This is a genomic window from Thalassospira lucentensis (genome assembly GCF_001613805.1).
Taxonomy (GTDB): domain Bacteria; phylum Pseudomonadota; class Alphaproteobacteria; order Rhodospirillales; family Thalassospiraceae; genus Thalassospira; species Thalassospira lucentensis_A.
The window spans coordinates 468,870-481,864 of record NZ_LPVY01000003.1 but is presented as its reverse complement, the minus strand read 5'-3'; the positions used below and the strand labels follow the sequence as shown (position 1 = coordinate 481,864).

Below are 12,995 nucleotides of genomic sequence, written 5' to 3'. Positions count from 1 at the left end.
GTCGGTGGGATGGTTTTAGGCCCGATAAGCGTGTTCAGGCGGCGTTATGACTGTTTTGGGGAAGGGCGCGTTTTGCATGCTTGTTGGCATACATCGCATCATCGGCCTGTTTCAAAAGGTCGGTGACATCGCTGTTGGCGTGATAAATCGTATAACCGAAGCTGGCCCGGATCGGAAGAGCCGTGCCCTGCCAGATCAAGGGGAAGCGTAAGGTGGCTTTTTCAAGGTCTCTGATCCGGGGTTCGGCGACATCGGGGTTGCTGCCAACCATCAGGATGGCAAACTCGTCCCCGCCAAACCGGGCGACAAAATCGTCGGCACGTGTGTGCGTGCGAAGGTTCTGGCCAAAATGGCGCAGAATGGCATCGCCCGCCGCATGACCATGATGATCATTGATCATCTTGAAGCCGTCCAGATCGGCAATCACCAGAAGCCCGCTTTCTTTGTAGCGGGCGGCGCGTGCCATTGCTTCGCGGGTGCGGCGAAGGAAGCCGCGGCGATTGTAAAGACCGGTCAGTTCGTCGGTCTCGACCATTTGTTCAAGCTGGCGGATACGGTTCTGCTGCTGATCAAGGCGGTTTTGCATGTCACGTGCAAGATCGACAAGTGTTGCAAACGCATCTGTGCTTTCGGTTTCAACGGTGGCACGGGTATTGACGTCCGTGCGCGGTTGAAATTCTTCAGCCAGTTGTTTCAAAAGTTCCAGATGCGAGTTGTTCATCTTTGATCTTGTTATCAATGACAATGCGAATTGAAACGCGTAAAACGTTTGCAGGATCCTTTTTAAAATCCAGTGCGTTACAACATCCTTAACGAGGGACATAAGGTTTTGTGACGATAAGAAACCGCACGAGCACAGGAGAACCATAATGAAAACCGGAATAGGCGCCGTTTCTGGCAAGTTTGCTGCGATCCTGGCCGCGGGAATGCTGTTGTCGGCATGCTCGGCATTTCAGAAAGAAAATATGACCCTGACCGGTGAAATCACCGATAATGGCCGGGAATGCGTTACATTCCGTGCTGATGACGGAACGCTTTATGCATTGGCAAACAAGGCAACCCGATTCCGTCCCGGTGACAAGGTCCGTGTGACAGGTCATGGCGCATTGATGACCACCTGTACCGAAGCCGAAACACTGATCGTCGACAAGATTGTGTTGTTGGGTGGTGAATCAAACTAGAGCCAAACCCCGACTCTATTGATCCAGCGTTGCAAAGCAATCCGTGCCGTCAGCCAAAAGCTGGCGGCATTGTGTTTCGGCGCTGGTCATATCGGCAAAGCCGCCAAGGCGAAGCCGGTGAAAGATACCCTTGGCGCCCAGATCCGCCGTCGAAAGACTGCGTTGATGGGATTTTGCCAAATCCGGATAGCGGATCATGAAGCTTGCCCAATAGGTCTGTGCGCTGATGGTGTCGTGAAATGCGCCCAGCTGAATCGCAAATGCATTATCCGTTGCGGTCGGAAATGTGCTTGAGTCCGTTATTGCCGCAGTTTGGGATGGGCCGCTTTCGGGCATTGTTGCGGGTATCGCTGGCTGGGGCGCATTGGCAGCCGAAACCGTTTTGGCGGATGCCGGTTGCGGGGCAGCAGTTGGCGCAAGACTGGTTTCAGGAGCGCGTTTCACAACGGTTGCCTTTGACGGCGCACGTTTGAAGCCCTGCCTTTCCATTCGATATTGTTCGGCAAGGCTTGGCCGTTCGGTATCTTCAAGCAAAACCGGTTCGGTTCGGATCGTGCCGGGTAAAAGGCTGAGGGGCTGATTGATCGGGGAAGGGCTGCTGGCATGAACCGGAATATCAGTCGGGATGGCGTCCAGACCTGATTTGATTTCTTCGGTTGCGGGGGCCGCTCTGTCGCTTAGATTGCCGAAATACTGCGCACCAACACTATCCATCGTCATGATCAGAAAAAGACCGGCGGCAATGCACCCTGTTGCTGTGCTGGTCATGTCGAACCAGCAAAGGTTGCGAGCAGGGGGCATTACCGCTTTCGTCATTTACTGCTCCGTCCATGCCGGAAAAGCATGGCGTTCACGCAGGATGCGATCATTCTGGCGCAGTCGTTCCATGGCCTTGCCATACACACTGTCGGCAGTGTATTGGCCTTCGGGATGGTCGCCGCACGGTTTGCCTGCCAGCAGTTCAATGGCATCGTTAATGTGTTCGACCGTCCAGATATTGAACTTGCCCTGGCGGATTGCCTGAACGACTTCTTCGCGCAGCACGACATTTTCCGCATTGGCTAGCGGGATGATCACCCCCTGATCGCCGGTAAAGCCCTGATCGGCGCAAATACGATAGAACCCTTCGATCTTGTGCGAAATACCGCCGACCGGCTGGGCCTGTCCGAACTGGTTCATTGATCCGGTGACACCGATATTCTGGCGCATGGGGATGTTCGAGATTGCCGAGATGATCGCGCAAAGCTCTGCCATGGAGGCGGAGTCACCTTCAATGCCACCATAGTTCTGCTCGAACGTGACGTTGCAGGCAAAGGAGAGCGGGAATTCTTGCGCAAAGCGGGACTTCAGGAACCCTTCGATGGTCATGACCGATTTCTGTTGCAGGGGGCCGGACATGTCGACCATGCGTTCGATGTTCAAAACCCCGAGACTGCCGACATAGGACCGTGCCGAAACACGTGCGGGCAGGCCAAAGGCATGATCGCCATAATCCAGAACGGTCAGGGCGTTGACTTGCCCGACAACCGCACCATAGCTGTCGATCAGGATTTCGCGACGCTGAACCCGCTCATGGGACCGGTCTTCAAGGCGGCTGTTGCGGTGGCGGCGTTCTTCGATGGCGCGGCGGACGTCGGCAGCCCGGATGCTGCTGCGTTTGTCGGTCTTGGCCAATGCACCGGCCTCGATTGCAACATCTTCGACCCGTTCGATCTGGGCTGTCAGTTTGTCACGTTCCCCGGCCCAGCGGGCCGCCTGACCCAGCAATTGACGGATTGCACCGTTATCAAGCGGGATACCGGTACGTGCCAAGGCAGACTCGCGTAGTAACCCGGTATAAATCGAAATATTGCGACCCGCTGCGGGCATATCGGCGTCGATATCAGCCTTGACCCGGAAATGGTTGCGGAAATCAACATCCAGCGAGAAGAAGGTATAGTAATATTTCGGTGCGCCGACGATCACGACCTTGACGTCAAGCGGGATGGGGCGCGGTTCCGGTGCACCGGCAGTTGGCGGGCCGGATTTATGGGTTTCCTCGATGCGGATTTCGCCATCACGAAGGGCTGCCTTAAGAAACGCCCAGCTGTCTTCGTGTTCGACCAGCGATTCCGCGCGTAAAACCAGAACGCCGCCATTGGCGCGATGCAGGGCACCTGGCTTGATCAGGCTGAAATGCGGGTGCATGCCACCGGCCACCGGGCGGTACTGGATTTGACCAAACAGGTTATCATAGCTTGGGCTTGGTTCCAGAACGACATCAGGATGCTTGTCGCGCGAATGGTCGATCAGAAGATTGACCGCATAACGGTCATCGACGGTTTCGGGCATTTTGCCGTCGCCACTGTCGATGGCAGGTTGGTCGCTGGCTTCTTCGAACGCGTCGATATTATCCAGAATGTCTTTTTCAAGTGCCTCGAACCAGGCCTTCATACCCGGTGATGTGAACTTGTCGCGAATTTTGCGAATACGCGGTTTCAGAACAACTTTGGCTGCCCCGCGGCGAAGCGCATCAAGCGTATCGGCGATCTGTTCTTCAAGATCGCGGGTCGAAAGCAGCGTCTTGCGAGCTTCTTCGGCGACTTCTTCAAATGCGTCTTCGGCTTCGGCGCGGCGCTCCTTGGGGATTTCGTCAAGAGAAACCGGCTCGCCTTCTTCGTTCAGCGCGACGATCATTACGCCTTTTTCGTTTTCCTGAACGTCAAGACCACGTTCGCGGGCATATTCACGCAGCGCATCAAACTTTTCGCGCAGCTGGGTGCGTGCTTCTTCCGTCTGGGTCTGGGTTTCGGTCAGATGAGCCGGGGCGTTGAAGGCGGATGCAAATGCCTCGCGCAGGTGCGATACCAGCGTTTCCATCGCATCGGCCAGCTTGCGGCCTTCACCGGCGGGAAGGGCATAGGGACGCGGGCGATTGGTACGCGAAAAGTTGTTCAGATATACCCAATCCTGTGGGGCCGGGCGTTCTTCCATCGATTTCTTCAGATAATCGAGCGTTGCGGTCATGCGACCAGCACGATCAAGGCCCAGAACAAAGATGTTAAATCCTGGCTCGGACATCGAAAGACCGAACTTCAATGCTTCTGCGGCGCGGTAATGTGATGAAAAATCGAAAATTTCAGGTGACTGGTCTTTGTGTGGGCTGCGAATCCGGAAATGTGGGAAACCACAATCATCAGCGTCGAGGCGGGAAACTGGCATTTGCTGTCTTTCTGCTGCCCAAAAGGATGTGATCAGACAGGCGCGCCGATCACGAAATCTTATCTTGGAAGCAACGCGATAGGCCGGTCAAGTGCAGCTTGCTGATTTTGCATTTACCGATGACTGGCAGGGGTGGATCATCCTTCTGTCGACCTTGACGTTACGAACAGCTATCCCCATTGATTGAGTAATAAACTCAAAAAAGCTTTGAAGGGGAATCGGGGACGGCATGGGGCATTTGTCTCGCATTCGAAGCGGTACAATCTTTGGTTTGTATCTGCTTGCCTCGATTGGCGGAGGAATTGGCGTTTCCGGCGCGCAGGAAACCGTCATTACCTATCGCCCTCCGCCAGAAGCGGCAGAAAATCATGTTTACCCACAACGACTTCTGGCCGAGGCCCTTAACCGGACAGCGGATCGATACGGCGATGTGCGCATTACGCAGGCCTTTGCCACCGTTTCGCGCGACAGAAGCAAGGTTCTTCTTGAAGAAGGTCGGTATTTGCATGTCATGGCTGAAGTCCCGCGACCGAATTGGGAAAACGATCTGATCCCGATTTACATTCCGCTTCGCAAAGGGCTTCAGGGGTACCGGTTGTTTTTCATAAACCGCGAACTCCAGCCTTTGATGGACAAGGTTGAAACACTTGACGATCTCAGACGGTTTTCGACCGGATCCGGTGCACAATGGTCGACTACCCTGATCCTTGAAAATGCGGGGTTTGATGTTGTAACCGGGCACGATTACGAAACAATGTTTGATATGTTCAGCTTGCGCCGTTTTCAGACATTCAGTCGGGGCATCAACGAAATATTCTTTGAGCTCGACACCATGTCGGACAAATATCCTGACATGTATATCGAAACCGGACTGGCTCTTCATGTACCGTTGCCAGTGTATTTTTTCGTGACACCGACAAAACCGAAGCTGGCCGAACGTATCGAACTTGGTCTGCGCGAAATGATCGCCGATGGCAGTTTCGATAAATTGTTCATGGAATATCACGGCGATCTGATCCGGCGGGCAAATCTTGCAAATCGCAAGATATTCCGTCTCGAAAACCCGAACCTGAGCAACCGGGTCCCGCTTGAAAACCCTGATCTGTGGTATTGATTACCTGATCTGGCCTACATTACGACCGTGTTGCCAAATTCGCTGGTTTGCAGAAGCCGTTCGACAATCTGAACGCCTTCACGTAGCCGTTCGGTCGATTTTTCCGCGCCAAAACAAAGTCGTAGCCCGCGTGGCGGGTGCCCAACGGAAAACTGTTGTGCAGCGGTCAAAAGAACACCGTTGTTGGCCGCATTCATCACCAGTTCGCCTGGATCAATATGATCAGGCAGGCCGAGCCAGATATGATAATTGGTGGGATGGAACCGCACGTCATATCCCTTGAGTGTGCCAAGAATGATCGAAAGACGTCTTGCGGCTTCTTCGCGATGCCAGGCTTCGTATCGTTTAAGACTGCCATCCTCGATCAGCCGTGAAACCAGTTCAAGATTGATGGCTGACACCATCCAGCAGGTGGATCGGATGGCGCTGGCAAGTTTGGCGATCATTTCGCCCGGCGCATGGATATAACCGACCCGAAGGCCGCCACCGATGCTTTTGGATACGCCGTCCAGATAGATGCTGCGTTCAGGCGCAAAGCATGACAGCGGGGGTGGGGCGTCGGGATTGAGGAAATGATAAATTCCGTCTTCAATCAAAAGCAGATCGTATTTGCGCATCAGTTCTGCGATTTCCATGCGGCGCTTCTGGCTCATGGTGCTGCAAAGCGGATTATGCAGTGTCGGCATCAGATAGATCGCGCGCGGGCTTTGCGTGCGGCACAGATTTTCCAGTGCTTCGGGAATAATGCCTTCTTCGTCCATAGAAACACCGCGCAGGCGGAATTGCAGAAGATTGGCCAGGCTGCGCAGGTTCGGATAGGTCAATTCCTCGCACAGGACCAGATCACCTGGTCGTACGGTTGCCAGCAATGAAACCGTCATGCCGTGTTGAACGCCTGCGGTTGGCAGGACGCGTTCGGGATTGTCATCCAGCCCAAGGGCACCTGCCATCGAAGCGAGAGCACGCCGATGGCCCGGCATGCCATATTCCGACTTGTAGGTGATCATGTCATTTAACGGCGTGCATTTGGCAACGTCGATCAGGACATTGCGAATATGGTCTTCACGTGGGGGCAGGGGGCAATTCATCCGGAAGTTGACCGGGCCGATATCCTCGGCGTCGTCATTTGCCGTTTCCCGGGTCATCGCGCCGATATTGTTGCTGAAATGGCCCGGTGCGGGGACCGTTACCGCCATATCCAGTTCGCTTTGCAATCCGCCCAGCACATATGTGCCGCGCCCGACTTCGCCTGCGACAAGCCCCAGTCTTTCCGCCTCGCGATAGGACCGGGTGATTGTGCCGACGGTGACGCCAAGGTGATAGGCGAGATCGCGATGGGTGGGAAGGCGGTCGCCGGGTTTGAGTGACCCGTCATTAACCGCGCTGCGGATGGCGTGTGCGATCTGCCGATAAACAGGACCGCTGCCGCCTTCAATGTTTGGAAGCCATATTGTCATGGTGACAATGTTTAAATTGACACAGTGACAATGTCAATGACAAAACGAAATCGGTACAATTAATCGACAGGAGGAAGTGATGGTAAATTGTAACGATACAATCCGGTTTCCCGAAATCAATATCAAAGGAAATGCACAGATGAACACCAAAGGCGCCGTCAAGGCGACTACCTGGCGTTCTGCTGTTGCCGGCATCGCTGTCTCCGTGTTGGAACGTGTTCGCGTATGGCAAGAAAGTGCACGCAATCGCAGAATGTTAGAGCAACTTGACGATCATCTTTTGAAAGATGTCGGAATGACGCGGTCTGATCTGGATCGTGAATTGTCAAGGCCGTTCTGGATAGGGTTCCCCCCGCGCAGCTAGGTGAAGTTGCGCCGAACGGAGGTTTACGCTCCCTCGTGCCTCCGTTCGAACCTTGTCTGGAATTGTACCAATAATTCACATTCGATTGTACTCATAAACTATCCTAAAGGGTGACAATGTCGTTGTTTACGGTAAACGAACTTCGCGAGGCTGCGGCTTATGTCCATGAATATGTGGCGTCGACGCCGACTATTCGCTGGCCGTTGCTGGATCGGGCGACGGGATTGTCCCTGTATGTGAAACATGAAAACCATACACGCCTTGGGGCGTTCAAAATTCGCGGCGGGCTGACATTTTGCCGTTATCTGAAAACCTCGCTTGGCGTATCGCGCGGTATCATAAGTGCCACACGCGGCAATCATGGGCAAAGCCTTGCGCATGCGGCCAGTCAGTCGGGTATTTCGGCAACCATTATCGTCCCGCATGGCAATTCGGTTGAAAAGAACGCAGCGATGCGGGCCTGGGGGGCCGAGGTCATCGAGCATGGCGATGACTTTCAGGACGCGGCCGAATATGCCGCCCAACATGCCGTGGCCGAGGATCTGGTCATGGTGCCGCCATTCCACCCGGAACTTGTGCGTGGTGTTGCATCATATGGGCTGGAACTGTTTGACGCGGTCAAAAAGCTTGACCGGATTTATGTGCCGATTGGCATGGGATCAGGGATCTGTTCGTTGATTACGGTGCGCGATGCACTGGGCCTTGATACCGAAATTATCGGTGTTGTCGCGGAGGGTGCAGATGCCGTCCTGCAATCCTTCCGGGCGGGCAAGGTAATTACAACGCCAACGGCGAATACGTTTGCGGATGGTGTTGCCTGTCGCAGTCCTGATCCGGCTGCGTTTGAAATCATCAAAGCCGGTGCATCCGATATCGTCGCTGTCAGTGACGATCAAATCCGTGATGCAATGCGCCTTTATTTCAGTTCCTGCCACACCCTTGCCGAAGGGGCCGGAGCCGTTTCGCTTGCGGCAGCCATTGCGGATCGTGAACGCAATATCGGCAAGAAGACGGCTGTCATTCTGAGCGGCGCCAATATTGATCGGGCCGACTATGCCCGCATCCTGAACGGAGATACCCAATGAGCCGCCCCTTAAATCGTGCCGAAAGCAGCCCCACTGCACCAACGGCGCGTCATCTGATGTTTGACGATCTTGAACAGCTTGACCAGATCCTGGCCGCAACCAGCGATATGGCACGGGCGTTTGTTCAGGGTGCCGATGACATGGATGTAACCTGCCGCGACTTTTCTGCCTTTGATCCCTCGCGCCCGATGCCGGGGCAGGGTCGCGGTACGCTTGATGCGTTGCGGGCAGCGAAGGAAGAAATTCTGCCGCTGCTCGCCGCATCAATCGGTCCCCGTTATCTTGGCTTTGTGACCGGTGGAACCACACCCGCCGCCCTTGCCGGTGACTGGCTGACCGCTGCGGTTGACCAGAACGCCACCGGACCGGAAGGCAGTGTTACGGCGGCGGTCGAGGAACAGGTGATCAGTTGGCTGTGCGACTTGGCCGGTTTGCCCAAGGGGCGGTTTGACGGTGTTTTGACCACCGGGGCGACGGTATCCAACCTTTTGGGGCTTGTTGCCGGTCGCCAGTGGTGCGGCCAGCAGATCGGTGTTGATGTTGACGCTGATGGGGCCGGTGTTCTTCCGAGTTTTGAAATCTTTGCGGCGAGCCCGCATGCCAGCATGATCAAGGATTTATCGGTCACCGGTATCGGTCGTAATAGCTTTACCAAGGTTGCGACCCAACCCGGGACCGAAGAAACCGATATTGTCGATCTTAAGGCGAAGCTTGCGGCAAGTACGGCCAAGGCCAAGATGGTCATTGCATCTGCCGGAACGGTGAACGCCACCGATTTCGACAATCTGGTCGCTATTGCCGATTTATGTGCGGCGTTTGGGGCGTGGCTGCATGTAGATGCGGCGTTTGGCATGTTTGCTGCCCTTGATGATCGTCGTGCCCATTTGCTGGCGGGGCTTGACCGTGCGGATTCCATCACGTCCGACGGTCATAAATGGCTGAATGTTCCCTATGATTGCGGAATTTTCCTGACCCGGCATATCCGTGTACTTGAAACCTGCTGCCGGGCATTTGCGCCTTATCTGCAGACCGAGGCAGTCGGTAATATGTATATCAATCGCGGGGTGGAAAACTCCCGCCGGTTCCGGGCCTTGCCGCTTTGGTTGGCGATGGTGGCCTATGGTCGAGACGGATTTGCCGGTATTGTTCGGGCGAACTGTGATCAGGCTGCTGATCTGGCGCAGTGGGTGCGCGGTCATGAACGGCTTGAATTGCTGAGCGAACCCAAACTCAACGTGACCATGTTGACCGGTCCGGGAAGCGATGATGACAATCGCGCCTTGCTGACGCGAATCAATGCGACCGGCAAACTGTTTATGACGCCAACGATTTATGGTGGCCGGTTCGGGTTCCGTGCTGCGTTCAGCAACTGGCGCATGCAGGATCACGATATGGAGATTGTAAGAAACGCAATTGACGGTGTCCTGTAACAGCGTTGTTTTTTGACATATGTAGAGATCATTCAGGATAGACGACTTATGACCACACTTCCGATTTACCAGATTGACGCGTTCGCAGACCGGATGTTTGCCGGTAATCCGGCGGCGGTGGTGCCGCTCGATAGTTGGCTGTCTGATGCGGTAATGCAGAATATCGCCTTGGAAAACAATCTGTCGGAAACAGCCTTCGTGGTGAAGCTTGATCCGGCAAAGAATGACGGAGCTGATTTTCATATCCGATGGTTCACACCAACGGTCGAAGTGCCGCTTTGCGGGCATGCGACGCTGGCAAGTGCGTTTGTCATTTTCAATATGCTGGGCTTTGGCGGTGATTTGATTCGCCTGCAAAGTGCTAGCGGAATTCTGACTGCGCGCCGTGATGGTGATGCGATTGTGCTTAATTTCCCCAAGCAATCGATTGCTCCTGACGATGTTCCGGCGCACGTCCTTGCCGCCATATCCGACGCAAGGCCGACAGGAACATTCCGGGTTGCCAGCCGGGATACGGATTTTGTCGTGGTCTATGATGATGCATCGGTGGTGCGGAACATGACCCCCGATATGTCAGCATTGGGAAAACTCGCCGAACGCGGTGTGATCGTTACCGCACCGGGCGATCAGCCGGGCATCGATATGGTATCGCGGTATTTCCTGCCCGCCCTTGGCATCGATGAGGACCCGGTCACCGGCTACATGCATTGCGTTGTCTCGCCGTATTGGGCGGAACGCAACGGGAAATCCAATGTTGTCGGCTATCAGGCGTCCAAGCGCGGCGGGATTGTTGATTGTACGATTGATGGTGATCGTGTCCATCTGAAGGGCAATGCGCTTTTGTATCTCAAGGGCGAGATTTATTTGCCTGATTGACGTCGGACAGATTGTCGAAAAGCGATCATTGCAATGGCGGGCAGGGCACAACACTGCCCGCCATTTTTATGGAAAGTCGCTGGTTTTCTATGACCTTACGTGGCTGGCTGATCTACCCACTATCGCGCAGGGCCGCGATCACACGTTTGATTTTTATTGACCTCTTGCAGGGGCTTTCGTCTAAGTAAGGACAAAATACGACTTTCGGGGAATGGACAGACCTTCAAAATTGTCTGCCACAACCCCGTATCAAAGCGCTGTTGCAGGGGAAGATAGATCGTGATCGATAGTGTTGTCGCCAGTTCTGCGACGCCATTACAGATGTGGGTGGTTTTGGCACTGGTCGCCGGATCGCTGGTTCTGTACGGGCTGGAGCGCATATCGCTCGAACTGACCAGCATGGCGCTGATTGCCATATTGCTGTTGTTCTTCAATTTCTTCCCGCTGCCCGATGCCGAGGGCAACAACCTTCTGGATGCTGGCGCGTTGATGTCGGGGTTTGCCAACCCCGCCTTGTTGACCGTGTTATCCTTGCTTGTTGTTGGGCAGGGCATGGTTTTGACCGGTGGGGTCAGCTATATCGCCGGTCTGATTACCGAACATGGTGGCAAGAACGCATCCGTGGCGATTTTTATCGGTCTGTTTGTTGTGATGCTGATGTCGGCGTTCCTGAACAACACCCCGGTTGTTGTTATCTTCATACCGATCATTCAGGCACTGGCTGAACGTATCCAGCGTTCACCAAGTGCTTTGATGATTCCGCTTTCTTACGTTGCGATTCTGGGCGGTATGACGACCCTGATCGGGTCTTCGACCAACCTTCTGGTATCAAGCTCCTTGATCGAACTTGGCATGCCTGCGCTAGAATTCTTCGAATTCACCGTGATTGGAAGCGTGCTTGCCCTGTCCGGGTTTATTTACGTCCTGTTTATTGCGCCGCGTCTTTTGCCCGCATTGGCATCGATGCGTAGCAAGCTTGCCAACCCCGACAGCAGCGGAAAACAGTTTATCGCCCAGATTACGGTTGGTCCGGCATCGCAGATGATCGGCAGCCGCCCGGTTGCGGGTTTCTTTAAGAACCTGCCCAACATCACGATCCAGATGATCGTCCGGCGCGAACATGCCGACCTGCCGCCGTTCGAAGAGGACATGGAAATCCAGGCAGGTGACGTTCTTGTCGTTGCCGCCACGCGCAAGGCCCTGACCGAGGCGCTTCAGAAAGACCCGGGGCTTTTGCATGCAGAAGCCGCCGCCGTTCACGAAGGCGGCGAGGAGATTCCGCAAAAGTCGACGCAGCTTCTGGCCGAAGTGATGCTGCCGCCGGGTTCGCGCCTGATCGGGTTCAACCTTGAACAGATCGGTTTCAGATATCAGTACAAGTGCCTTGTTCTTGGTATCCAGCGCCGTTCGCGCATGATCCGCACGCAGATGACCGAAATACGCCTTGAAGCCGGTGACGTTCTTCTGGTGCAGGGAAGGTCCGAGGATGTTGAAGCTCTTCGTACCATTCGCGATGTGGTTTTGCTGGAATGGTCGACGCGCACCTTGCCGCGCCCGTTCCATGCGCGCCGTGCCGCGACCATTTTCCTTGGCGTGATTGCGGTTGCCGCGACCGGCCTTGTGCCGATCATGGTTTCAAGTTTTATCGGTGCGGCACTGATGATCGCATCCGGGGCGCTTAATCTGCGTCAGGCATCGCGTGCAATTGATCGAAAGATCGTGCTGCTGGTGGCGGCTGCTCTTGCCCTTGGCAATGCCTTACAGCTAACCGGCGGGGCCGAATTCGTTGCTGATCAATTGTTGGCGGCAACGCGCGGGGCTCCGGCGCCGATCATCCTGTCATTGTTCTTCCTGATCGTGGCGCTCTTTACCAACGTTTTGTCGAACAATGCCTGTGCTGTTCTGTTCACACCCATCGGCATTGGCATGGCCCAAAACCTTGGGGTGGAGCCGCATATCTTCGCTATTGCGGTGGTGATGGCGGCGAACTGTTCGTTTGCATCACCGGTCGGGTATCAGACCAACCTTCTGGTGATGGGGCCGGGGCACTATCGATTTGTCGACTTCCTGCGCGCCGGGACACCATTGATCATCATCTTGTGGCTGGTGTTCAGTCTGTTTGCCCCGTGGTATTACGACATCCCGTTCTGATCCGGATTTCGGATGAGAAATCGGCTGATCTGTCATGCAAATACGGGCAGTTCTGATGCGCCAAAGGCGTTTGACTTTTGCGCATGTCGCAATAGGATCGGGCTCCGATTTTGACGAAGAATTATGCGCCTGCATC

The 12,995-nt window shown here is 54.8% G+C and carries 11 protein-coding genes; 7 read left to right on the top strand and 4 right to left on the bottom strand.

All coding sequences use genetic code 11. From position 1 onward, the window contains the following. Positions 1–34: 34 nt before the first annotated feature. Positions 35–721 (bottom strand): GGDEF domain-containing protein, encoded by a 687-nt coding sequence (locus tag AUP42_RS04525; protein ID WP_062949275.1) that lies wholly within the window; start codon positions 719–721, stop codon positions 35–37. Positions 722–869: 148 nt separating this feature from the next. Here AUP42_RS04525 and AUP42_RS04520 point away from each other — a divergent pair, with 148 nt between their 5' ends. Next, entirely contained in the window at positions 870–1,181 is a 312-nt protein-coding gene (locus AUP42_RS04520; protein WP_062949273.1) for a DUF5818 domain-containing protein, read from the top strand. A gap of 15 nt (positions 1,182–1,196) precedes the next feature. Here the strand turns inward: AUP42_RS04520 and AUP42_RS04515 are convergent, their stop codons facing one another. Further along, positions 1,197–1,997, bottom strand: coding sequence for an SPOR domain-containing protein (locus AUP42_RS04515; protein ID WP_062949271.1), 801 nt, complete (start codon positions 1,995–1,997; stop codon positions 1,197–1,199). After that, the gene (locus AUP42_RS04510) at positions 1,998–4,241 is read right to left on the bottom strand and encodes a Lon protease family protein (protein ID WP_231858159.1); all 2,244 of its coding nucleotides are present in this window, start codon (positions 4,239–4,241) and stop codon (positions 1,998–2,000) included. It abuts the gene before it with no gap. 370 nt (positions 4,242–4,611) lie between these two features. Here AUP42_RS04510 and AUP42_RS04505 point away from each other — a divergent pair, with 370 nt between their 5' ends. Continuing rightward, positions 4,612–5,496 carry a hypothetical protein gene (locus AUP42_RS04505; protein ID WP_062949269.1) on the top strand — a complete coding sequence of 295 codons (885 nt, stop codon included), beginning with the start codon at positions 4,612–4,614 and terminating at the stop codon, positions 5,494–5,496. Positions 5,497–5,510: 14 nt separating this feature from the next. Here the strand turns inward: AUP42_RS04505 and AUP42_RS04500 are convergent, their stop codons facing one another. Next, a complete protein-coding gene (locus tag AUP42_RS04500; RefSeq protein ID WP_062949267.1) occupies positions 5,511–6,953 on the bottom strand; it encodes a PLP-dependent aminotransferase family protein in 1,443 nt (480 codons plus the stop codon). 139 nt (positions 6,954–7,092) lie between these two features. On the opposite strand from AUP42_RS04500, the gene AUP42_RS04495 reads away from it, so the two are divergent. The 5 genes from AUP42_RS04495 (at position 7,093) to AUP42_RS04475 (ending at position 12,859) form a co-directional block, all read left to right on the top strand. Then, positions 7,093–7,317, top strand: a complete 225-nt coding sequence (locus tag AUP42_RS04495; protein ID WP_231858158.1) for a DUF1127 domain-containing protein — start codon at positions 7,093–7,095, stop codon at positions 7,315–7,317. Between the two features lie 116 nt (positions 7,318–7,433). Next, positions 7,434–8,402: a threonine dehydratase gene (locus AUP42_RS04490; RefSeq protein WP_062949263.1), complete on the top strand. Its 969-nt coding sequence runs from the start codon at positions 7,434–7,436 to the stop codon at positions 8,400–8,402. Next, positions 8,399–9,832, top strand: a complete 1,434-nt coding sequence (locus AUP42_RS04485; RefSeq protein WP_062949261.1) for a pyridoxal phosphate-dependent decarboxylase family protein — start codon at positions 8,399–8,401, stop codon at positions 9,830–9,832. Before AUP42_RS04490 ends, AUP42_RS04485 begins: the two co-directional genes overlap by 4 nt. Before the next feature lie 48 nt (positions 9,833–9,880). After that, positions 9,881–10,708 (top strand): PhzF family phenazine biosynthesis protein, encoded by an 828-nt coding sequence (locus AUP42_RS04480; protein WP_062949259.1) that lies wholly within the window; start codon positions 9,881–9,883, stop codon positions 10,706–10,708. Between the two features lie 279 nt (positions 10,709–10,987). Continuing rightward, a complete protein-coding gene (locus AUP42_RS04475; RefSeq protein ID WP_062949257.1) occupies positions 10,988–12,859 on the top strand; it encodes an SLC13 family permease in 1,872 nt (623 codons plus the stop codon). Positions 12,860–12,995 lie beyond the last annotated feature (136 nt).

Excerpts from the sequence above, each read along its gene's own strand:
- AUP42_RS04525 (WP_062949275.1), bottom strand. The coding sequence starts at position 721 with ATGAACAACTCGCATCTGGAACTTTTGAAACAACTGGCTGAAGAATTT.
- AUP42_RS04520 (WP_062949273.1), top strand. The coding sequence starts at position 870 with ATGAAAACCGGAATAGGCGCCGTTTCTGGCAAGTTTGCTGCGATCCTG.
- AUP42_RS04515 (WP_062949271.1), bottom strand. The coding sequence starts at position 1,997 with ATGACGAAAGCGGTAATGCCCCCTGCTCGCAACCTTTGCTGGTTCGAC.
- AUP42_RS04510 (WP_231858159.1), bottom strand. The coding sequence starts at position 4,241 with ATGTCCGAGCCAGGATTTAACATCTTTGTTCTGGGCCTTGATCGTGCT.
- AUP42_RS04505 (WP_062949269.1), top strand. The coding sequence starts at position 4,612 with ATGGGGCATTTGTCTCGCATTCGAAGCGGTACAATCTTTGGTTTGTAT.
- AUP42_RS04500 (WP_062949267.1), bottom strand. The coding sequence starts at position 6,953 with ATGACAATATGGCTTCCAAACATTGAAGGCGGCAGCGGTCCTGTTTAT.
- AUP42_RS04495 (WP_231858158.1), top strand. The coding sequence starts at position 7,093 with ATGAACACCAAAGGCGCCGTCAAGGCGACTACCTGGCGTTCTGCTGTT.
- AUP42_RS04490 (WP_062949263.1), top strand. The coding sequence starts at position 7,434 with ATGTCGTTGTTTACGGTAAACGAACTTCGCGAGGCTGCGGCTTATGTC.
- AUP42_RS04485 (WP_062949261.1), top strand. The coding sequence starts at position 8,399 with ATGAGCCGCCCCTTAAATCGTGCCGAAAGCAGCCCCACTGCACCAACG.
- AUP42_RS04480 (WP_062949259.1), top strand. The coding sequence starts at position 9,881 with ATGACCACACTTCCGATTTACCAGATTGACGCGTTCGCAGACCGGATG.